We start from the raw sequence: 20,120 nt of genomic DNA on the forward strand, positions 1-20,120 counted from the left end.
GAGTGGTGCCCCGTGAGCGATGCGGAAGTCCGGCGACGGCCCGGCGGACGGGCGGCCCGGGTGCGCGCCGCGGTCCTCCACGCGACCAACGACCTCCTGCTGGACCAGGGCCTGACCGGCCTGAAGGTGTCCGAGGTGGCGCAGCGCGCGCAGGTGAACGAGACGACGATCTTCCGCCGGTGGGGCACCCGCGAGAACCTCGTCATCGACGCCCTGCTCGCCGACGCCGCCGAACAGCTTCCGGTGCCCGACACCGGGACGCTGCGGGAGGACCTGCTCGTCTACGCCACCGCGCTCGCCGAATACCTGGCCTCGCCCGCGGGCAACGCGCTCGACCGAACCCTGGCCTCGGCAGGCGACGACCCGGCCACGCAAGAGCTGCGCGACAAGTACTGGGAAGCCCGCTACGCCCAGTCCGGCCAGATCGCCGAGCGGGCGATCCAGCGCGGAGAACTGCCCGAGGGCACCGAACCCCGTTTCGTGCTCGAGATGCTCGTCGCGCCGCTGCACTTCAGGATCGTGCTCACCCGCGAACCGCTCGATGCGGACCTGCCTGCCCGCATCGTCGACACGCTCCTCGGCGGACTCGGAACGGGGTCGCAGCTGTCCTGATCGGGCGAAACACCCCTGGCACCGGTGCACGGCCGTGACCAGGGAGGGCTGAATGCCCCGCCGGACGGCCACCTCTGCTGCATCGAGCTTCCCGTCGCGTCTGCGGGGATCCGGCTGCGCGCGGGCGAGGGTCAGCGGACGCGGGGCGTGAACTCCGCGAGATCCGGCAGCGGCGGCACCTCCCTGGCGTACGCGTCCGCGGCGAGCACTCCCCTGGTGACCCGCGTGGCGGTGCGGCGGCCGAGTTCGTCGAGGATTTCCTGCTCGGTCCGGCCGCGGGCGAGCAGCAGCAGGAACGGGTCGGCGTCGAGCAGCCACGCGACCTGGAACGACAGCGCGGCGGCGTGCCGGCACGGCAGTTCCCAGCCCGGGCAGTCGCAGTCCGGGTCGAGGTCGCCGATGCCGGGCAGCAAGGGCACGACCTCGGCCAGCTCCGGCGGCAGATGCCGGTCCAGGAGCGCGGCGAGGTGCCCGGAGTGGTCGGCGGCGCGGTCGAGGAGCAGCTCCCAGTCCGTTGCCGACAGCTCGGCCAGGTGCACGCCGGTGCGGTACGGGCCGTCGTCGGCGTCCTCGGTGGTCGCGGTGATCAGTCCGGGGCTGACCGTGATCGGGCCGACCAGTCCCGCCGCCGCGTAGCGCCGGCCTTTCTTCAGCTGCCGCAGGTCGAGCGCCGTGTCCTCCATCGCCTGCAGCCACGCGCGGCCCCACCAGGTGCGGGCGAACGGACCGCGGCCGGTGCGGGCGGGAAACGCGGGGAATCCCCGGACCCGGTCGGTCATCGCTGCCTCCGGAGGGTGACGAGCTCGGCCAGTTCGGCGTCGGTGAGTTCGGTGAGCGCGGCCTCGCCCGAGGCGAGCACCGCGTCGGCGAGCGCGCGTTTCTCCCGCAGCATCGCGGCGATCCGGTCCTCGACCGTGCCTTCCGCGACCAGCCGGTGGACCTGCACCGGCCGGGTCTGGCCGATCCGGTACGCGCGGTCGGTCGCCTGGTCCTCGACCGCCGGGTTCCACCACCGGTCGTAGTGCACGACGTGATCCGCGCGCGTGAGGGTGAGCCCGGTGCCCGCGGCCTTGAGCGACAACAGGAACACCGGCACGTCGCCGTTCTGGAAGCCGCAGACCAGCTCCTCGCGGCGGGCGACCGGGGTGCCGCCGTGCAGGAGCCGCGACGGGACGCCGCGCGCGGCGAGGTGCCGTTCGAGCAGCCGCGCCATCACCACGTACTGCGTGAACACCAGCACCGCGCCGTCCTCGGCGAGGATCGTGTCGAGCAGTTCGTCGAGCAGCTCCAGCTTGCCGGACCGGCCGGCGAGCGTGCTGTCCGCGGGCTCGCCGAGGAATTGCGCCGGGTGGTTGCAGATCTGTTTGAGCGCGGCGAGCAGTTTGACCACGCGTCCGCGCCGCGCCATGCCGTCGCTCGCCGCGATGTCCGCCATCAGCTCGCGGACGGTCGCCTCGTACAGCGCGGCCTGTTCGGCGGTGAGCGACACCGGCCGGTCGGTCTCGGTTTTGGCGGGCAGCTCGGGTGCGATGCCCGGGTCGGATTTGCGGCGGCGCAACAGGAACGGCCGCAGCAGCCGGGACAGCTGCTCGGCGACCGCCGGGTCGACCCCGGATTCGACCGGCTTCCCCCAGCGGCGGCGGAAGTCGGCGAGCGGGCCGAGCAGGCCGGGCGTGGTCCAGTCGAGGATCGCCCACAGTTCGGTCAGCGTGTTCTCCACCGGCGTGCCGGTGAGCGCGACCTTCGCCGCGGAAGGCAGCAGCCGCAACGCTTTCGCCGTGTCGGAGCGGTGGTTCTTCACGTGCTGCGCCTCGTCGGCGACCAGCAGGTCCCAGCTCACCTCGGCCAGCGGCGCGGGATCGGTGCGCAGCGTGCCGTAGGTGGTCAGGACGAAACCGCCGGCGAGACCGTCCAGCGACCGCGCGGCGCCGTGGAACCGGCGCACCGGCGTCCCCGGGGCGAACCGGCGGATCTCCGTTTCCCACGTGCCCAGCAGCGAAGCCGGGCACACGACCAGCGTCGGGCCGGCGCCGCGGTGCAGGTGCAGCGCGATGAGCGTGACGGTTTTGCCGAGCCCCATGTCGTCGGCGAGGCAGCCGCCGAGGCCGAGCCCGGTGACGGTGTCGAGCCATTGCAGTCCGCGCAGCTGGTAGTCGCGCAGGGTCGCGGCCAGCCCCTCCGGCTGCGGCACCGGCACGGGATCGGCCGACAGCCGCTCGCGCAGTTCCTCCAGCCACCCGTCGGTGCGGACCTCCACCTGGTCGCCGTCGACCTCGGCGCGGCCGGTCAGCGCGACCCCGAGGGCTTCGATCGCGGTCAGCGGTTTGAGCGTGCGATCCCGCGCGCGGTCGGCCGTCTTGCGGTCCAGCAGCACCCACCGGTCCCGGAGCCGGACGACCGGACGCTGGGCCTCGGCGAGCGCGTCGAGTTCCGCGACGCTCAGCTCGCTGTCGCCGAGCGCGAGCTGCCAATCGAACTGCAGCACGCGGTCTCCGCCGAAGAACGACCGCGCGTCGGAGGGCGTGTCGCCCGGCCGGACCACCGCTCGCGCGGCCAGCCCGGTCAGCTCCGCGGGCCAATGCACCGCCAGCTCCGCCGCGTCGAGCGCGCCCGCGAGCAGTTCGGCGATCTCGCGGTCGCCCAACGCGACCGACGACGGAACCGCCGCCGACAGCAGCGGCGCCAGCGCGGGCCACACCTCGGCTCCGTGCCGCAGCGCCAGCAGGACCTCGTGCCGCGCCTCCTGGCTCCCGGTGCGCCACAGCTCTTCCGCGTCGACCAACGGCTCGGTCCCGCCGTGCACCTGGACGACCGCGCGGAACCGGCCCCCCGCCAGGTCGTCGGACTCGATCCGCAGCGACACCCGCAGCGCGGGCTCCACCCCGGCGACGTCGCCGAGGAAGCGCATCAGCAGCGGATACGGCTCCGGCAACCGCGCCGGATCGCTCGGGACCGGCGTCGCGTGGGCGCGCGGCGGCATCGCGTCGGCGAGCCTGCGCAGCCAGGCTTCCTCGGCCGGGTCGAGCGGTCCGGTCCACCCGGCCGAGGCGAGCCGTTCCGCGGCTTCGGCCGCCAGCGCCCAAAACCGTGCCGACGGATCCGCCGGAGCTGCCTGCGCGCGCAGCACCGGCACCGCGTCCGCGGTCGGCAACCGCAGCGCGGGCACCGTGCGCACGCCGTCCGGCAGCACGACCTCGACCGTGCCGGGCGCCCCGGGACCGTCCGGCGCCGCGCCGTCCGGTCTCCAGAACACGACCCGTCCCGGCTCCACCACTACTGAATTCAGTGCTCCGCCCTCCCCTGGCTGGCCTCTCCGCGCTACTCTACCGGAAAACTCTGTACTGCGTACAAGGAGCGAAATGGACACCGAGGAACCGGGCGATCCGCGGCGGACCATCGAGCTGCTCTGGGGCGTGTCCGGTCCCCCGCGCCGCGGCCCGAAGCCGAAGCTGTCGGTCGAGGACGTGGTGTCCGCCGGGATGCGAGTCGCGGACGCGGACGGGCTGGACGCGGTCACCATGCGCCGGATCGCCGACGAACTCGGCGTCGCCACGATGTCGCTCTACACCTACGTGCCCGGCCGCGAGGAGCTGCTGGAGCTGATGCTCGACCGCGCGCACGGCGAACTCCCCGGCGAGCTGCCGGAGGGCTGGCGGGCCGGGCTCGCCGCGGTCGCCGAGGACCTGTGGCGGCTCTACCACCGGCATCCGTGGCTGCTGGAGATCCGCGTCGGCCGCCCGACGCTGGGCCCGCACTCCTTCGCCAAATACGAGCGCGAGCTGGCCGCGATGGACGGACTCGACCTCGACGACGTCCAGCTCGACGCGATCGTCAGCCTGCTCAACGGCCTGGTCGCCGGCGCGGCGCGCGGTTCGGTGGACGCGACCCGCGCCGCGCGGCGCACCGGGATGACCGACGTCGACTGGTGGAACCGCTCCGCACCGGTGCTGGCCGAGATCCCGGCGGCGGATCCGGTGCACTTCCCGCGCGCGAGCCGGGTCGGCACCACGGCGGGACAGGCCTACGGCGGCTCCTCCGATCCCGAGCACCACTTCCGGTTCGGGCTCGAACGCATCCTCGACGGGATCGGCCGGCTCGCCGGAGCCTGACCACGCGAAATCGCCGATGCCCCGGTTTTTGTCGGTGTCCCGGTTTACCGTGCGAAGCGGGTCGGCGGAACCGTCCGACGGCACGGAGAGGGAAGGAGCACGCAGTGACCGGGCAGCACGACGCGGCCGAAACCGCGCTCGCGCAGGCGTTCCGCGACGAGTGGGGCTCCGTCGTGGCCACGCTCATCCGCGTCACCGGAGACTGGGACCTGGCCGAGGAATGCGCCCAGGACGCGTTCGCGCTCGCCGTGCGCGCCTGGCCGCGCGACGGCGTTCCCGACCGGCCCGGAGCGTGGCTCACCACCGCCGCCCGCAACCGCGCCGTGGACCGGCTCCGGCGCGCGTCCGCCGGAGCCGGCAAACTCCGCGAAGTTGCGCTGCTGGCTGTTCCGGACGAACCGGATGCCGTCCACAGTGGACCCAGCGGAGTGGAGGACGACCGGCTCCGGCTCATCTTCACCTGCTGCCATCCCGCGCTCGCGTTCGAAGCACAGGTCGCGCTCGCGCTGCGCACGCTCGTCGGGCTCAGCACCGCCGAGATCGCCCGCGCGTTCCTGGTGAGCGAATCGACGATGTCGCAACGACTCGTCCGGGTGAAACGCAAGATCCGCGCCGCCGGGATCCCGTACCGCGTGCCGCCTTCCCATTTGCTGCCCGAGCGCACCGCCGCCGTGCTCGGCGTTCTGTACCTGCTGTTCAACGAGGGCTACTCGGCCAGCGAAGGCGACGACCTCCAACGCCCCGACCTGGCCGTCGAAGCGATCCGTCTCGCCCGGCTGCTGCGGTCCTTGCTGCCGGACGAACCCGAAGCCACCGGTCTGCTCGCGCTCCTTCTTCTGCAGCACGCCCGCCGCCGCACGCGAAACGGCCCCGGCGGCGAACTGGTCCCGCTCGAGGAACAAGACCGAACCCAGTGGGACGCCGCGGCGATCACCGAGGGCACCGCGCTGCTGGAAGAAGCGTTGCGACGGCGCAGTCCCGGGCCGTACCAGGTGCAGGCCGCGATCGCCGCGTGCCACGCCACCGCCGCGCGCGCCGAGGACACCGACTGGGCGCAGATCGCCGGGCTCTACCTCCAGTTGCGGCGGTTCCGGCCGGGTCCGGTCGTCGAGCTGAACCGCGCGGTCGCGGTGGGGATGGCCGACGGTCCCGAAGCCGGGCTCGCCCTCGCCGACCGGCTGGCCGAGGACCTGGCGGGCTACCACCTGCTGCCCGCCACCCGCGCGGACTTCCTCCGCCGGCTCGGCCGCACCGAAGAAGCCCGGGTCGCGTACGAGGAAGCGCTCGCCTTGGCCCCGACCGGAGCCGAGCGCAGCTACCTCCGGAGAAGAATCTCGGAAATTTCTTCGCCGGAGGTGTCTGTCTCCGCGTCTTCCGTTCGTCGGGAGGGCGAACCGACTTCCGGAAGGACAGCCATGATTACCAACATCCTCCGCGCGCCCGGCGCGGAGATCCACTACGACGTCGCGGGCTCCGGCCCGCTGCTGCTCCTGGTGCCCGGCGGACCCGCCGACGCCACCGGGTTCGCCGCGCTGCGCCCGTGCCTCGCCGACCGCTACACCGTCGTCACCTTCGACCCGCGCGGCATCTCCCGCAGCTGGACCACCGATCTCGACGACGACCTGGTCGGCCAGCACGCCGAGGACGTCCAGCGGCTGCTCGCCGAGCTGGACGCGGGACCGGTTTCGGTGCTGGCCAGCAGCGGCGGCGCGATCACCATGCTCGAACACACCACGCGGTACCCGGGCGCGGTGCGGACACTCGTCGCGCACGAACCGCCGGTCAGCCGCTATCTCGGCGACCTGCTGGCCGATTTCCCGGACATCCCGGCGATCTACCGGGAGCAGGGCGTCGACGCGGCGGTCGGGGCGTTCATGGCCGCCAGCGGATTCGAGATCCCGCCCCCGCCCGAGCACCCGAGCGCCGAGGAAATCGAACAGGGCAAGCGGATGCGCGGCAACTTCGAGGTCTTCTTCGGCAAGCTGATGGGCGCCATCGGAGCCTGGGAACCCGATCTCGAAGCGCTGTCGGCCGCGGATACCCGGATCGTCGTCGCGGTGGGCGACGCCGTCGGAACCCCGGCGTACGAGGCCGGCGTCGGGCTGGCCCGCGCGCTCGGCGGCGAGCCGGTCCGGTTCCCGGGCGACCACGCGGGCTTCGCCGCCCGACCCGAGGCGTTCGCCGCCCGCCTCGCCGAAACCCTCAACGAGGAGAACTGATGCGCTATCTGCTGATGATCGCCGGGTCCGAGGAACCGACGCCGGAGCAGCTCGCGGTCGGCTGCGGCGGCTGGTCCGAGGACCTGCAGGCACGCGGCGTCCTCGTCGGCGGCGGAGGCCTGCACCCGCCCGCGACGGCCACCACGGTGCGCGTGCGCGACGGCGACGTCCTGCTCACCGACGGGCCGTTCGCCGAGACCAAGGACCAGATCGGCGGCTACGCCGTGCTCGAATGCGCGAACCTCGACGAAGCCGTCGAACACGCCTCCCGGCATCCGGCCGCGAGCTACGGCACCATCGAAGTCCGCCCGATGCTCGGCTGACTCCCGCGACCCGAACCGGAAAGGAACTCCCTTGCCCTCCATTGTGGACAGGAACGAACAGCGCTACGTCGGCTACCGCGCGACCGTCGGATTCGACGGCATGGCGAACGTCGCGCACCAGATCGCCGCGATCATCGGCAAACTCGCCGAACGCGGCCTCGAACCCGCCTGCGCGCCGTTCTTCCGCTACCTGGTGCTCGGCACGGACATGGAGACCGTCACCGTCGAGGCCGGAGTCCCGGTCAAGGACCCGGTCGACCTCGGCGACGAGTACGTCAGCGGCGTCCTGCCCGCCGGGAAATACGCCCAGGCCACCCACCACGGCGCGCCGAGCGGCCTCCAAGCCGCCACCGCCGACCTGCTCGCCTGGGGCGAGAAGGAGGACGTCCGCTGGGACCGCACCGTCGAGGCCGACGGCGAGCACTGGGCGGCGCGGCTGGAGATCTACCGCACCGACCCGCGCGTGGAGCCGGACGCGAACAACTGGGACACCGACCTCTGCTTCCGGCTCGCCGACTGAACCGCTGGTAGTCCCGGGGTCACGTGCCCCGGGTCACCACGGCGCCGACGAGACATCCGAATCCGGCGGCGGACAACACCGTCCGCACCAGGTTCCACCGCACCCACGGCTGTTCGAACTGAGCCCGCAGCGCGGCGAAATCGACCGTGTCCGCGGCGAGGGCGTTGTTCATCGGCACGTTGGCCGCGCCGGTCACGACCACCGTCGCCATCAAAAGCGCGGCCCCGGCGACGAGCCACGGCAGCCCGCCTCGCGCGCCGCTCGTGAAGTGCAGGACCACGGCGGCGATCGCGAGCAGCGGCGCGCCCAGGAACGACAGCATGAACCAGCCGTTGAGGATGGCGTCGTTGATCCGGCGCATCGCGGTCACGAACGTGTGGTCGTCGGCATGGGCCAGGCCCGGCATCACCGAAACCGTGTACGCGTAGAACAACCCCGCGAGCAGACCCGCCGCGAGCACCGCCGCCACGAGAACCGCCTTGGACACGATCACCATCGCCTTGCCTTCCGTCTGATCCCCCAACGCACCCCAGTCAACCCGCGGACCGCGAGACGATCCATCGCTTATCCACTCGGAAGCATGCGTCATCGTCTCGACAGGAGACCTCCATGCAGCACCCGCTCCCCACCGGCGTCACTCTCGGCGCCGAGCATTTCGGCGACCCGGCCGCACCGCTGGTCCTGCTCGCCGGCGCACCCACGATGCTGTCCTGGCCCGACGCCCTGTGCGAAGCGCTCGCCCGCGGCGGACGGCACGTCGTGCGCTACGACCTCCGCGACGCCGGCACCTCGACCACGCTCGACCCGGACCACCCGGCCTACACCCTGCGCGACCTCGCCGCCGACGCGGCCGCCCTCGCCCGCGAACTCGACGACCGGCCCGCGCACCTCGCCGGGATCGGAGTCAGCGGAATGGTCGCCCAGGTCGCGGCCCTCGACCACCCGGCCGCGTTCTCGGCCCTGACCCTGTACGGAACCCGTCCCGTCGCGCCCGGCCCCGTCGACCCGGACCTGCCCGACCACGACGCGAAGGCCATGCGCGACGTCTTCGCACTGCCGATGCCGGACTGGTCGGACCGGGCCGCCGTCGCCGAACGGATCGCCGCCAGCGCCGCGATTCTCGGCAACGACCCGGACGCCGCCCGCACCGTCGCGGCGCGCGTCTTCGACCGCGCGGCCAGCACGGAGCCGGCCGTGCAGCTGGCCAATCACCTGGGCATGGTGTTCTCCAAACTCGACTGCACGCCGCGGTGGCGCGAACGCCTGCCCGAACTCGCGATCCCGACGGTGGTGCTGCACGGCCGACAGGACGCGTTCTTCCCGGTGGGCAACGGAGAAGCCCTAGCCCGCGACATCCCCGGCGCGCGGCTGGTCGTGCTGGACGACGCAGCCAGCGCGATCCCGGACGCCGCCGTCGAGAAGATCGCCGAGGCGATGCTCGCCGTCTGACTGCTGCCCGCACCGCGCGACGGCACGCGAAGGGCACTGCGGAACGGAACGCTGACGCGCCACCGGGTCATAGCTCGGGAGGATCCGGCAAGGAGACCGCGCTTTCCCTTGCCGCGGCGCTAGTCTCGGCCAGGTGGACCCGCTCACCGCGTTGCTCGAAGGACCCCGTGCGCACGGCGCGTTCCTGCTCCGGTCGGTGCTGCGCCCGCCGTGGTCGTTGCGGATCGAGGACGAAGCGCCGCTGACCGTGCTCGCCGTGGTCCGCGGCGACGCCTGGCTGGTTCCCGACAACGCCGAAGCCGTCCGGCTGGACACGGGCGACGTGGCGGTCGTGCGGGGACCCGAGCCGTACCTCGTCGCCGACGATCCCGGGACTCCGCCGCAGGCGGTGATCCGCCCGGGGCAGGAGTGCGTCACGCCGGACGGCGGGCATCTCACCGATCTGACCGAGTTCGGCGTCCGCACCTGGGGCGCCGACGCCGACGGGCCGACGGTGCTGCTCACCGGCACTTACCCGACCGTCGGCGAGGTTTCGCGGCGCTTGCTCGCCGCCGTGCCGAATGTCGTCGCCGCGCGCGCCGGGACCGCCCCGAATCCGCTCGTGGCCATGCTCGCCGACGAAATCGCGCGCGATGTTCCCGGGCAGGAAGCCGTCCTCGACCGGGTGCTGGACCTGCTGCTCGTCCGCGTCCTGCGGGAATGGCTCGACCGTCCCGCCGCTCCCGCCTGGTACCGCGCACACGGCGACCCGGTGGCCGGGCAAGCCCTGCGCCTGCTGCAGGACCAGCCCGAACACCCGTGGACCGTCGCCAGCCTCGCGAGCGCGACCGGAGTGTCCCGCGCCGCGCTCGCGCGGCGGTTCACCGACGCGGTCGGCGAGCCGCCGATGACCTACCTCGCCACCTGGCGGCTCGCCCTCGCCGCCGATCTCCTGCGCCAGCACCCCGACGCGACGCTCACCGCCATCGCCCGGCAGGTCGGCTACCGCAGCCCGTTCACGCTGAGCGCCGCGTTCAAACGGGAGTACGGACGCAGTCCGCAGCACTACCGCCTGCGCGAACCCGCCTGAGCCTCCGGCTGCTGCCGTTCCGGTACCCGGTCACGGCTTTCTCGGCCGAAGAGTTAACTCTCTTCCCCGGACATCTTCGCGAACAGGCGCCGCACCTTCTCCGCCGCGCCGTCGGACAGGAACAGCTCCAGGTTGTCCGCCGACATCCGCGCCGCCGGTTCCGCGCGTTCGAACATCGCCTGCTCGAACTTCCGCACGTCGCCGCCCTGCGCGAGCGTCAGGGCAAGCTCGGCGCCGTCGCGCATCGCGAGGTTCGCGCCCTGTCCGGCGAACGGCGACATCAGATGTGCCGCGTCCCCGATCAGCGTCACGCCCGGCCTGTGGTCCCACCGCAAACCGACCGGCAGCGCGTTCAGCGGATACACCAGCATCGGCCCGGACGTCGCATCCACGAGGCCCAGGAACTCCTCCGGCCACCCGGCGTACAGCTTCTTCAGCGCGGCACGGGCGCGATCCGGGTCGTCGAACGGAATCCCCGACGTCACCGGCCAGTCCTCGGCGCACCGCAGCGCCAGGTGGACCCGGATCGTGCCGTCTCCGTTGCGCTGCGCGGAAAGCACCTTCTGGTCGCCGATCGAGGAAAACCCGCCCCGCCCGACCAAAGCCGAAGCCTCCGGGTGCGCCCGGTCCGCGTCGTGGATGACCAGCTCCATCCCGTGCACGCCGCAGTACGCCGGTTCCGCGTCGGTGAGCAGCGGCCGGATCCGCGACCGGGCGCCGTCCGCGCCGATCAGGAGGTCGCAGTCCAGGGTTTCGCCGTCGGACAGGCGAACCCGGCGCCGTCCGTCCCCCAGCGGCTCCGCCCCGGCGACGGTGTGTCCCCAGTGGACAGTCTCCTCCGGCAGCGCGTCCAGCAGCAGCTTCCGCAGCGCGGGCCGGTCCGCCTCGGGACGGCTCCAGCGCTGGTCGCCCTCGTCCGGGGCGACTTCCCGCCGCAGCAGGGTTCCCGCGGAGTTGTAGAGGACCATGTCCTGGCCCTCCGGACGGGCGATCGCGCGGTAACCGGCTTCCAGCCCGGCCTCGCGCAGCGCCCACTGGCCGCCGTCCACCGTCAGGTCGAGCGTGCCGCCCTGCACCCGCGCCTCCCGGCTGGCGTCGCGTTCGCAGACCACGGCGTCGATGCCGTGCGCGTGCAGCACCCGCGCACAGGTGAGCCCGCCGAGCCCGCCCCCGGCAATGACGATTCGCATGATGACATCCCCTCGATACACTGTATTGACGAAATACACCGTATCGGAACCGCCCCGGTACTGTCACCCGAAAAAGGAGCGAGCATGGACGAACTGGTGTGGGAACGGCCCGAACCGCCGGCGCGCGCGACGCCGACGCCGTTGAGCCGCGCCCGCATCGTCGAGACCGCTTGCGCGCTCGCGGACGAAGGCGGGCTGGAAGCGGTGTCACTGCGCAAAGTCGCGGCCGCGCTCGGGGCCGGGCCGATGCGGCTGTACGGCTACCTCGACACCAAAGAAGAACTGCTCGACCTCATGACCGATGCCGTCTACGGCGAAATCCCGCTGCCGGGCCCGGACACCGAAGGCGTCGCCGCCCTCCGCGCGCTCGCCCACGGCTGCCGTGCCGCCGTGCAGCGGCACGAATGGTTCGCGGACCTGATCGGCGGACGGCCCGGGATCGGCCCGAACGCGCTCGCGTACCTGGAGGCGTCGCTGGCCGCCGCGGCCGGTCCGGGCCCGATCGAGGACGCCATGATCACGGTGTTCACCGTGCACTCCTTCGTGACCGGCGCGGTGCGCAGCGAGATCCGCGAACGGCGGCTCATCAGCGACACCGGGCTCGACGAGGAAGGCTGGCACCGCGCCTCCGCGCCGTACCTGAAGCGGATGTTCGACACCGGCCGCTACCCCACCCTCCTCCGCACCGCCCGCGACGCCGTGCACCCGGACGGCGACGCCGTCTTCGCGGCCGGCCTCGAACGAGTGCTCTCCGGGCTCTCCCTCGGCTAGTTACCGCTTAAGCGGCAAAATAGGCGCATGGACACCGCCGCTCTGGGGCCGACGACCCGCGTCATGCACGCGATGGAACAGCTCTGGGCCGAAATCCGCCGGCGGCACGCGGACGTCCCCGAAGCGATCCTCGTGCTGGCGTCGGGAACGATGGGCACCACCACCGAGATCCACGGCCACTTCGCGCGGTCCCGCTGGCATGTCGGCGACGGCGTCGAACCGCGCGCCGAGTTCTTCCTCGGCGCGGAAGGCCTGCGGCGCAGTGCGGCCGAGATCCTCTCCACCACGCTTCACGAGGCCGCGCACGGACTCGCCGCCACGCGCGACATCGTCGACGTGAGCGACGGCCGCTACCACAACAAACGCTTCGCCGCGCTCGCCGCCGAACTCGGCCTGCGCGCCGAACAGGCGGACCGGATCGGCTGGTCCTCGACCACCGCACTCCCCGCGACTCTCGAGGCATACCAAGGAGAACTCTCCCGGCTCGAAGCCGCGCTGACCGTGTGGCGGCACACCGAACAGGAGGTCGCGCGACGCGCCGTCGCCGCCCCGCCGGACGATCCCGATACACCGGACGAGGTGGCCGAACCGCTCGCTCCGCCGGTGGTGCTCGCCCCGGTCGACGGCCGCGGCGCGCACCGCGGCGGACCGAATTACGTCGCGGCGATCTGCCGCTGCGAACCCCCGCGCCGGATCCGCGCGGCGAGGTCGATCCTGGAGCTGGGGCCGATCACCTGCACGTTGTGCACGGAGCCGTTCATCGAGACCTGACCGCTGCCGCGGCACCAGCTACTGCTTGCACTTCGCTATCACTCGGGGATAGCGTCTCGGCCGAACGGAAGGGGCGCCATGCTGAGACGGGCTGCGGAAGGCGTGCTGGTGCACCAGAGCGAGGTGCTCGAGACCAACGCGGTCGTCGTGCGGGGCCGAACCGGAGTGCTGCTTGTCGATCCCGGGCTCGCCACCGCCGAACTGGCCTGCCTCGCCGACGATCTGCGCGAACTCGGCCAGCCGGTCGCGGCGGGTTTCGCGACGCATCCGCATTGGGATCACGTGCTCTGGCACCCGGAATTCGGCGACGTCCCCCGCTACGGCACCGCCCGGTGCGCGGCCTCCCTGCGGGACCTGCTGTCCGACGAGGACTGGAAAACCCGCGTCGCCGAGGGCTTGCCGCCGGAACTCGCCGACGACGTGCCGCTGGACCTGTTCGGAAACATCACCGGCCTGCCCGCCGGAACCACGCACGTCCCCTGGGACGGTCCGCGCACCCGGATCATCGAGCATTCGGCACACGCCCCGGGCCACGCGGCGCTGCTGGTCGAGGAACGCAGGGTCCTCGTCGCAGGGGACATGCTTTCCGACGTCCTGGTCCCAATGCTCGGCCGCGCCGCCGATCCGATCGAGGACTACCTCACCGGTCTGCGGCGGCTGGAAGCCGTGGCGGACCAATCCGACGTCGTCGTGCCCGGACACGGGTCCGTCGCCGGAGCCGATCAGGTGCGCGCGCGAATCGACCTCGACCGCGCCTACGTGCGGGCCCTGCGCGACGGCCGCGAGCCCGACGACCCGCGGATCGGCACCTCGGCCAAGCCCGGCTGGGAATGGGTCCGCGATCTCCACCGGGGACAGGCCGCCAAGGTCAGCTGAGCCAGCCCCGATGCAATGCCGGGGCCAGTTCGTGCGCGGCCGAATCCCGGACGGCGTTCTCGTCGTGGAGATACCCCTCGGTAGTCGACAACGCGGCGTGCCCGAGATCCCGCTGCACCTGGCGCGGCGGGACCCCTCGCTCGATCGCGTGCGTCGCGTAGGAGTGGCGCGCCGAATGCGGATGGATGGTGTCGCACAACGGCTGCAGGTGCGTCGCGACGAACCGGGCCTCGGCGGTGTCGAGCACCTCCCGCAACCGCGCGGTCTTGGGCGGCTGGCAGAACGTGGCGCACAATCTGCGCAGCAACGCCGTCACGTGCGAAACGTGCACGCGCGCGCCGGTGCTCGTGACGAACAACGGCTCCGCCCGGCTCGCCCCGACCTGTCCGCGCAGCGCCGGGACCTGCGGCGTGACCCGGCCGGCGAGGTAGGCGTCGAGCGCGTCCGCCACCGGCGCGGCCAGCGCGACCTCGCGGTCCTTGGACCCCTTGCCGTGCACGCGAAGCACGCCGAAACCGCCCGCGGTCGGCCGCCGGTAATCGCCCAGATCGACGCCGACGAGTTCCTCCGCGCGGACGCCGGTGCCGATCAGGATCTCGACCATCGCCCGGTCGCGCAGGCCGTTGCGGCTGTGCTCGACCAGCAGCCACGCCGCGAGGAGCAGCGCCCGGCACGCGTCGAACGACCAGCGGGCGGTCTGCGACGGGACGCCGGACGGCCGGTTGAGATGCTGCGCGCGCCGGTCCACGAGCGCCGCGGGATTGTGTCCGGCCAAGCCTTCCCGCAGCAGGTACTTGCGGTAGAACGCGGAGACTGCCGACAGCATCCGGCCGCGCGTCGCGTCGCGGTACCCGGCCCGCGCCAGCTCGTCCAGCCACTGCTCGACGTGCTCGACCCGGACGTCGGCGAACGAGGTGAACCCGTTGCGCAGGCACCACGGCAGCCACGCGAGCGCGTCCGGGTCGGTCCGCCGCGCGCGGCCGCGACGACGGTTCGGATCGGGCGGCTGGTAGCCGGGCACCCAGTCGAGCGGGATGCCGAGGTCGGTCGCGTAGGCGACGCGGGTGTTGATCGAAGCGTACACGCGCAGGAATTCCCCGAACCGCTCCCGCGCGTCCTTGCCCGCTCCCCCGGCATCGGTGAGCGCGAGGGTCATGCGCGCCCGCCCGGATACAGCGCGGCTACCCCGGCGAGGACGAGATCGATCCCGGCGAGGAACTGCTCGCGGTCGTCGTGCTCGCGCATCTGGCTCGCCATCAGCCGGGTCGTCTCGTACTCCCGCGGATCGAGTTCCGCCCACGCTTCCGCGGTGGCGGCAAGGAATTCGGCGCGGTCCGCGTCCGGTTCGGCGACCCGGCTGTTCGCCGCGTTCTGCCCGGCCGCGCCCAGTACGTAGTGCATCAGCACCGACGTCGCGGTGAACCAGTGCTCCTCGGGCACGCCCAGCGCGCGGACCCGGCGGCCGAGGCTTTCGAGAATCCGCGGTGTCACCGGTCCGCCCGGGCTGCGGGACAGCTGGAGCAGCAGTTGCGCGGCAAGCCACGGATGCGCGTCGATCGCGGAGAACAGCCCGAGGGCGACCGCGTGCACTTCCTCCCGCGGCGAGCCGGCCGGTTCCGCCGCCAGCGCGTCGGCCACCACCGCGTCGGTCGCGGCGACCAGCAGTTCGCCCTTGTTCGCGACGTGCCAGTAGATCGCCCCGGGCCCGGTCGCGAGCCGCTCGGTGAGCACCCGGAACGTCAGGCCGCTCTCGCCGGCCGCGTCCAGCAGTTCCACCGCCGCCTCGACGATGCGCTCCCGAGACAGTGCCTCCGTGCGCCGCTGTGCCCGGCGCGTCCCCGTAGCCATGCGCCCATCTTGACACATCTGGAGCGCCGTTCCACCATGGAACGACATACCAGAACTCGATCCGCGAAGGAGCTTCGTCATGAACACCCCTGTCACGATCGTCGGCGCCGGGCTCGGCGGCCTCACGCTCGCCCGCGTCCTGCGCGTCCACGGCATCCCCGCCGCCGTCTACGAGGCCGAGCCTTCCCCGGCCTCGCGCGCCCAGGGCGGCCTGCTCGACATCCACGACTACAACGGCCAGCTCGCCGTCGAAGCCGCCGGCCTGACCGCCGAATTCCGCGACCTGATCCTGGAAGGCAGACAAGAAATCCGGCTGCTGGCCCGGGACGGGACAGTCCTGTTCAAACAACCCGACGACGGCACCGGCGGCCGCCCCGAAGTCCACCGCGGCGAGCTGCGGCAGCTGCTGATCGACTCGCTGCCGGAGGGCACTGTCCACTGGGGACGCAAGGTCAGCGGCGTGCGGGCCTCGGCGCGGGGTTACGAGGTCGCCTTCGCCGACGGGAGCACGGTCACCACCGCCCTGCTGGTCGGCGTGGACGGAGCCTGGTCGAAAGTCCGGCCGCTGCTGTCCTCGGCGACGCCGGAGTACACCGGCGCGGCGTCCGTCGAGACCTTCCTCCACGATTCCGACCGCCGGTTCCCCGCCACCGCCGAAGCGGTCGGCGGCGGGATGCTGCTGGCGCTCGCGCCGAACCACGGCATCACCGCGCACCGCGAGCGGAACGGAACCCTGCACGCCTACGTCGGGCTGACCCGGTCGCTGGAGTGGTTCGACCGCGTCGATTTCGCCGATCCGGCCGCCGCCACCGCCCGGATCGCGGCGGAGTACGACGGCTGGTCGACGGCGTTGACCGCGCTGATCACCGAAAGCGACACCCCGCCGGTCTTCCGGCCGCACTACGGCTTGCCGGTCGGGCACGAGTGGGCTCGGGTGCCCGGCGTGACCCTGATCGGCGACGCCGCGCACCTCGCCCCGCCGAACGGGGAAGGCGCGAACCTGGCCATGCTCGACGGCGCCGAACTCGGTCTCGCTCTCGCCGCGCATCCGGACGACGTGGAGGCCGCGCTCGCCCAGTACGAACAGGCAATGTTCCCGCGCGCGGCGAAAACCGCCGCTGAGGGCGCGCACCTGCAAGAGCAGATGTTCGGGCCCGACGCGCCGCACGGGCTGATCGCCGAATTCGTCGCCGGCACGTAGGGCGCTCGGGGTTCGCGGTCCGGGTGTCGTCACGGACCGCGAACCGCGTCAGGCCACCGACTCCCGCAGCGAGGCGGACAGCGCGCGGGCTTCGTGCTCGGTCATCCGGCCGGTCTCGTACGGCACGCCGTTGACCCACCGCTGCGTCAGCCGGGCGATCCGCTCGCCGTACCGCTGAGCGGTGACGCGGTCGCCGAGCGATCCGGCGTCGTCCGGGCCGAGGTCGGCGTGGCTCTGGCTCATCAGCCCCAGCCACGAGCCGAGCCGGTTGACGTCGTCGCGGGTCCCGCCGCTCCAGTTGTTGCCCGGCATGTCGCCCACGCCGACCCACTGCATGCCCAACTGCGCCGCGAACACCGACAGCTGCTGCAGCACCGCCAGCTTGTCCCCGCTCTGCGACGCGGACATGGTGAACCCGCCGGCCAGTTTGTCCTTCCACGCCTGCGCCGTGAACGGCGTGAACGCGGCCTCCATGAACGCCTTGAACACCGCGGACACGCTGCCCATCAGCGTCGGGCAGCCGAGGACGATCGCGTCGGAACGGTCCAGCAGCGCCATGACCTCGCTGTCGTGCCAGCGGCCCGCGGTGACGTCCTCGGCCCGGATGTCGACGAGATGCACCCGCGCGCCCGGCACCCGCCGCGCGCCTTCGGCGACCTGCTCGGCCAGCAGGCGGGTGTGCCCGTGCACCGAATGGACGACCACGGTCACCGTGGCCTCGGGGATGCCGTCAACGGCAGTGGCTGTCATGCGAAAACTTCTTCCGGTCGTGGGGAAATCCCCTGCTTGCTCCCCATCTCATCCCGGTCGCCGGGCCCTATCAACGCCGTTCTCCCGCATCCAGCGATCGGTGCCGCCGATCGATCGGGCTAGCCTGGTCCGGTGGACAGGATCGAGCTGGAAGCGTTCGTCACGGTCGCGGAGGAACTGCATTTCGGCCGCGCCGCCGACCGGCTGCACCGCGGACAGCCGACGGTCAGCGACGCCGTCCGCCGCCTCGAGAAAACCTTGGGCGGCAAGCTGTTCCACCGCACCAGCCGCCGCGTCTCGCTGACCGATCTCGGCGAAGCGCTCCTGCCGGACGCACACGCCACCCTCGCCCAGCTGCGCCGCTTCCAGCAACGCGGCCGCGCTCTGGCCGGCGGCGGCCGCGCGCTTGCGACGCTCGTCGTCGCCCACGCCGAATACACCGCCCACCAGGTGCTGCTGCGTTGCCTGCCGCAGCTGCGGGAGCGATTCCCGGACGTCACGATCGTGCCGGAACCGATGCCGACCACCGCCCAGCTCGCCGCCCTGCGCGCGGAAACCGTCGGGCTCGGCATCGGCTGGGCGACCGGCGGGATCAACGGCGTGCGGGCGCGAGTGCTGTCCGCCGAACGGTTCGTCGCCCTGGTGCCCGCCGCGCATCCCCTCGCCGGGCACGCGGAACTGAGCGCGGCCGAACTGTCCTCGACCGCCCTGTTGACCTGGCCGCACCAGATCAACAGCGGCCTCTGCGACCGGCTCCTGTCCGCGTTCCAGATCAGCGGCGCGGACCTGCGGATCATCCGGACCGCCGACAGCGTCCAGGCGATCGCCGCTCACGTCGCCGCCGGAACGGGCATCGGGATCACCGTCGAGTCGGCACTGGACCACCAGCCGCCCGGGCTGCGGATCATTCCGCTGACCGGTCCTTCGACGACCGCCGACCAGGTCGTGCTGCTGCCCGAGCATCCGTCGGAAGTCGCGCTCGCGCTGCGGGATCTGCTGCTGACGGCTTCCGCGCCGGGCTAGAGCCGCCTCCGATGCGATTCCTGCACGACGTATGCCCGCCTGCCGCCTGACTATATGAATAATCTCAGTTATCCATATAGTCGTGCTGCAGCAACGCTCTCCGACAGTTTCTGTTTTAGATCTGATACCTCAGTTTTAAATATCGAAACTCTAACTGTAGAGTGTGGCTCACCTGCGGAAAGGGGCACTGATGGAGACGGTGGGGCCGCCGATCCGGCGCGGAAGCCGGGAGGAACGCCGGGAGGCGACCGTGCGTGCGTTGGCCGCCGGGGACGAGGCAGGGTGTGCGTACTGCGGCCAGCCGCTGCCGCCCATCCCCCGGCAAGGCGGGCGGCCGACGCCCTACTGCCCCGCCGACCCGGAGCGGTACGGCCGGTGGGGCGCGAAGGTCATCACGTGCGCGATGCTGGACGAGCAGCGCGAGATCTGGGTGACCGTCTACGGCCCCGACCAGCCGATGACCCAGCTCGACACCCAGGCCCTCGACGCGCAGCTCGGCTCGGCGCTGTCGGCGTTGGACCCCTTGCACGCGGAGCTGACCGCGCTGCGCACGCACGTCACCGACCAGACCGCGGCTGCGCTCAAGGCACGGGAAGAGGCCGAGGCTGCCCGCGACGAGGCGGTGGAACAGGCGCGGGTGGCGAACGCGGAGCGCGCGCAGGCGGTTGCCGCTGCGGAAGAGGCGCGCGAGGCAGAGGCAGCCGCCAAGAAACAGTCCGAAGTGGACCGGGCCGAGCGTGACACTGCGCTCGCAAACGCAGCGGCGGCAAGGAAAGCGCAGGAAACCGCATTGGCCGTCCGCGATGAGGCGGAGAACAACCGGCAGCGTGCGCTGGAGCAGGCGGCGGCCGCGCACGACCGGGTCACGGCGTTGCAGCGGGAGATCTCCGCGTTGCGCGCGACGGCGGTCGACGATCTGGAACAGGCCCGTCGCGACGCGGCGGAAGCACAGCAGCAACTCCGGGCCTCACTGACCGCCGAGCACGAGAACCGGACGCGGGAGCAAGAGCAGCGACTGCGCGAGCAGGCGGCGCAGGCGGACGAAAGGGTGCGGGGTGTCCAGGCGGCGGCCGATCAGCGGATCGCGGAGTCTGCGGCCCAGTTGAGCCAGGCGACCAAGGCGTACGCCGAAACTCTGGCTCCGCTGCACGCTGAGCTGGGAGAACTGCGCGCTCGCGTCGACGCGCTGCAGGCTGAACTGGACGAGTTGCACCGGCTTCGCGAGGAAGAGAAAGCGGAGCAGCCTGGTGACGCAGCCGAGTCCGACGGGGTTGTGGTTGAATACCCGCAGTCGCCGGATCTTATCGGCTGACCGTCTTCGCCTGCGGTGCCTTTCTCGGCCCGCCCAGGCGCACTTCCCCGCTGTGAATAACGGCCTCGTCCGGCCGT

At 72.2% G+C, this 20,120-nt stretch carries 19 protein-coding genes and 2 pseudogenes; 14 read left to right on the top strand and 7 right to left on the bottom strand.

Translation table 11 applies throughout. The features are described from left to right. The first annotated feature begins 12 nt into the window (after positions 1-12). Complete coding sequence (locus SSMG_RS18880; RefSeq protein ID WP_009078485.1) at positions 13-612, top strand: TetR-like C-terminal domain-containing protein; 600 nt, start codon at positions 13-15, stop codon at positions 610-612. A gap of 131 nt (positions 613-743) precedes the next feature. Here SSMG_RS18880 and SSMG_RS18885 read toward each other — a convergent pair whose 3' ends face one another. After that, the gene (locus SSMG_RS18885; RefSeq protein ID WP_009078488.1) at positions 744-1,391 is read right to left on the bottom strand and encodes an SWIM zinc finger family protein; all 648 of its coding nucleotides are present in this window, start codon (positions 1,389-1,391) and stop codon (positions 744-746) included. Next, positions 1,388-3,865: a DEAD/DEAH box helicase gene (locus SSMG_RS18890; protein ID WP_234392846.1), complete on the bottom strand. Its 2,478-nt coding sequence runs from the start codon at positions 3,863-3,865 to the stop codon at positions 1,388-1,390. Before SSMG_RS18890 ends, SSMG_RS18885 begins: the two co-directional genes overlap by 4 nt. Positions 3,866-3,971: 106 nt before the next feature. Here SSMG_RS18890 and SSMG_RS18895 point away from each other — a divergent pair, with 106 nt between their 5' ends. The 5 genes and pseudogenes from SSMG_RS18895 (at position 3,972) to SSMG_RS18910 (ending at position 7,783) form a co-directional block, all read left to right on the top strand. Next, positions 3,972-4,721 carry a TetR/AcrR family transcriptional regulator gene (locus SSMG_RS18895; RefSeq protein WP_009078490.1) on the top strand — a complete coding sequence of 250 codons (750 nt, stop codon included), beginning with the start codon at positions 3,972-3,974 and terminating at the stop codon, positions 4,719-4,721. A gap of 104 nt (positions 4,722-4,825) precedes the next feature. Next, positions 4,826-6,061: pseudogene (locus SSMG_RS46985) on the top strand (RNA polymerase sigma factor); the annotation flags it as partial. Positions 6,062-6,211: 150 nt separating this feature from the next. After that, a pseudogene (locus SSMG_RS46990) lies at positions 6,212-6,940 on the top strand (alpha/beta fold hydrolase); the annotation flags it as partial. After that, positions 6,940-7,263, top strand: coding sequence for a YciI family protein (locus SSMG_RS18905; protein ID WP_009078497.1), 324 nt, complete (start codon positions 6,940-6,942; stop codon positions 7,261-7,263). The pseudogene SSMG_RS46990 and the gene SSMG_RS18905, both read left to right, overlap by 1 nt. Positions 7,264-7,294: 31 nt before the next feature. Further along, positions 7,295-7,783 carry a GyrI-like domain-containing protein gene (locus SSMG_RS18910; protein WP_037714159.1) on the top strand — a complete coding sequence of 163 codons (489 nt, stop codon included), beginning with the start codon at positions 7,295-7,297 and terminating at the stop codon, positions 7,781-7,783. A gap of 19 nt (positions 7,784-7,802) precedes the next feature. Here the strand turns inward: SSMG_RS18910 and SSMG_RS18915 are convergent, their stop codons facing one another. Further along, positions 7,803-8,306 carry a DUF1772 domain-containing protein gene (locus SSMG_RS18915; RefSeq protein WP_286156965.1) on the bottom strand — a complete coding sequence of 168 codons (504 nt, stop codon included), beginning with the start codon at positions 8,304-8,306 and terminating at the stop codon, positions 7,803-7,805. 86 nt (positions 8,307-8,392) lie between these two features. Here SSMG_RS18915 and SSMG_RS18920 point away from each other — a divergent pair, with 86 nt between their 5' ends. Further along, the gene (locus SSMG_RS18920; protein ID WP_009078505.1) at positions 8,393-9,232 is read left to right on the top strand and encodes an alpha/beta fold hydrolase; all 840 of its coding nucleotides are present in this window, start codon (positions 8,393-8,395) and stop codon (positions 9,230-9,232) included. A 133-nt stretch (positions 9,233-9,365) separates the two neighbouring features. Next, positions 9,366-10,301, top strand: a complete 936-nt coding sequence (locus SSMG_RS18925; protein ID WP_009078507.1) for an AraC family transcriptional regulator — start codon at positions 9,366-9,368, stop codon at positions 10,299-10,301. 53 nt (positions 10,302-10,354) lie between these two features. On the opposite strand, the gene SSMG_RS18930 is transcribed toward SSMG_RS18925, so the two are convergent. Next, positions 10,355-11,491, bottom strand: coding sequence for an NAD(P)/FAD-dependent oxidoreductase (locus SSMG_RS18930; protein ID WP_037714160.1), 1,137 nt, complete (start codon positions 11,489-11,491; stop codon positions 10,355-10,357). 84 nt (positions 11,492-11,575) lie between these two features. On the opposite strand from SSMG_RS18930, the gene SSMG_RS18935 reads away from it, so the two are divergent. The 3 genes from SSMG_RS18935 (at position 11,576) to SSMG_RS18945 (ending at position 13,909) form a co-directional block, all read left to right on the top strand. Next, positions 11,576-12,262: a TetR/AcrR family transcriptional regulator gene (locus SSMG_RS18935; RefSeq protein WP_009078510.1), complete on the top strand. Its 687-nt coding sequence runs from the start codon at positions 11,576-11,578 to the stop codon at positions 12,260-12,262. Positions 12,263-12,289: 27 nt separating this feature from the next. Next, entirely contained in the window at positions 12,290-13,033 is a 744-nt protein-coding gene (locus SSMG_RS18940) for a hypothetical protein (protein ID WP_009078512.1), read from the top strand. 78 nt (positions 13,034-13,111) lie between these two features. After that, positions 13,112-13,909 (top strand): MBL fold metallo-hydrolase, encoded by a 798-nt coding sequence (locus SSMG_RS18945; protein WP_009078515.1) that lies wholly within the window; start codon positions 13,112-13,114, stop codon positions 13,907-13,909. Here the strand turns inward: SSMG_RS18945 and SSMG_RS18950 are convergent. Together SSMG_RS18950 and SSMG_RS18955 are read right to left on the bottom strand one after the other, a co-directional pair. Beyond that, positions 13,902-15,065 carry a tyrosine-type recombinase/integrase gene (locus SSMG_RS18950; RefSeq protein ID WP_009078517.1) on the bottom strand — a complete coding sequence of 388 codons (1,164 nt, stop codon included), beginning with the start codon at positions 15,063-15,065 and terminating at the stop codon, positions 13,902-13,904. The two genes, SSMG_RS18945 and SSMG_RS18950, sit on opposite strands and share 8 nt — an antisense overlap. After that, a complete protein-coding gene (locus tag SSMG_RS18955) occupies positions 15,062-15,757 on the bottom strand; it encodes a TetR/AcrR family transcriptional regulator (protein WP_037714162.1) in 696 nt (231 codons plus the stop codon). Before SSMG_RS18955 ends, SSMG_RS18950 begins: the two co-directional genes overlap by 4 nt. A gap of 79 nt (positions 15,758-15,836) precedes the next feature. On the opposite strand from SSMG_RS18955, the gene SSMG_RS18960 reads away from it, so the two are divergent. Then, positions 15,837-16,958, top strand: coding sequence for an NAD(P)/FAD-dependent oxidoreductase (locus SSMG_RS18960; protein WP_009078521.1), 1,122 nt, complete (start codon positions 15,837-15,839; stop codon positions 16,956-16,958). Positions 16,959-17,006: 48 nt separating this feature from the next. On the opposite strand, the gene SSMG_RS43515 is transcribed toward SSMG_RS18960, so the two are convergent. After that, positions 17,007-17,708, bottom strand: a complete 702-nt coding sequence (locus tag SSMG_RS43515; protein ID WP_009078524.1) for a flavodoxin family protein — start codon at positions 17,706-17,708, stop codon at positions 17,007-17,009. Positions 17,709-17,840: 132 nt separating this feature from the next. Here SSMG_RS43515 and SSMG_RS43520 point away from each other — a divergent pair, with 132 nt between their 5' ends. Both SSMG_RS43520 and SSMG_RS18980 read left to right on the top strand, forming a co-directional pair. Then, the gene (locus tag SSMG_RS43520; protein ID WP_009078525.1) at positions 17,841-18,731 is read left to right on the top strand and encodes a LysR family transcriptional regulator; all 891 of its coding nucleotides are present in this window, start codon (positions 17,841-17,843) and stop codon (positions 18,729-18,731) included. Between the two features lie 190 nt (positions 18,732-18,921). Continuing rightward, positions 18,922-20,043, top strand: a complete 1,122-nt coding sequence (locus SSMG_RS18980) for a hypothetical protein (protein WP_199785931.1) — start codon at positions 18,922-18,924, stop codon at positions 20,041-20,043. Positions 20,044-20,120: the final 77 nt, after the last annotated feature.

The organism is Streptomyces sp. AA4 (assembly GCF_000158875.1).
GTDB lineage: Bacteria > Actinomycetota > Actinomycetes > Mycobacteriales > Pseudonocardiaceae > Amycolatopsis.

What these genes read in the sequence shown, in the direction of transcription:
- SSMG_RS18955 (WP_037714162.1), bottom strand. Translation starts at nt 15,757, where the DNA reads ATGGCTACGGGGACGCGCCGGGCACAGCGGCGCACGGAGGCACTGTCT.
- SSMG_RS18885 (WP_009078488.1), bottom strand. Translation starts at nt 1,391, where the DNA reads ATGACCGACCGGGTCCGGGGATTCCCCGCGTTTCCCGCCCGCACCGGC.
- SSMG_RS18960 (WP_009078521.1), top strand. Translation starts at nt 15,837, where the DNA reads ATGAACACCCCTGTCACGATCGTCGGCGCCGGGCTCGGCGGCCTCACG.
- SSMG_RS18905 (WP_009078497.1), top strand. Translation starts at nt 6,940, where the DNA reads ATGCGCTATCTGCTGATGATCGCCGGGTCCGAGGAACCGACGCCGGAG.
- SSMG_RS18895 (WP_009078490.1), top strand. Translation starts at nt 3,972, where the DNA reads ATGGACACCGAGGAACCGGGCGATCCGCGGCGGACCATCGAGCTGCTC.
- SSMG_RS18930 (WP_037714160.1), bottom strand. Translation starts at nt 11,491, where the DNA reads ATGCGAATCGTCATTGCCGGGGGCGGGCTCGGCGGGCTCACCTGTGCG.
- SSMG_RS18950 (WP_009078517.1), bottom strand. Translation starts at nt 15,065, where the DNA reads ATGACCCTCGCGCTCACCGATGCCGGGGGAGCGGGCAAGGACGCGCGG.
- SSMG_RS18935 (WP_009078510.1), top strand. Translation starts at nt 11,576, where the DNA reads ATGGACGAACTGGTGTGGGAACGGCCCGAACCGCCGGCGCGCGCGACG.
- SSMG_RS18940 (WP_009078512.1), top strand. Translation starts at nt 12,290, where the DNA reads ATGGACACCGCCGCTCTGGGGCCGACGACCCGCGTCATGCACGCGATG.
- SSMG_RS43515 (WP_009078524.1), bottom strand. Translation starts at nt 17,708, where the DNA reads ATGACAGCCACTGCCGTTGACGGCATCCCCGAGGCCACGGTGACCGTG.
- SSMG_RS18980 (WP_199785931.1), top strand. Translation starts at nt 18,922, where the DNA reads ATGGAGACGGTGGGGCCGCCGATCCGGCGCGGAAGCCGGGAGGAACGC.
- SSMG_RS18945 (WP_009078515.1), top strand. Translation starts at nt 13,112, where the DNA reads ATGCTGAGACGGGCTGCGGAAGGCGTGCTGGTGCACCAGAGCGAGGTG.
- SSMG_RS18920 (WP_009078505.1), top strand. Translation starts at nt 8,393, where the DNA reads ATGCAGCACCCGCTCCCCACCGGCGTCACTCTCGGCGCCGAGCATTTC.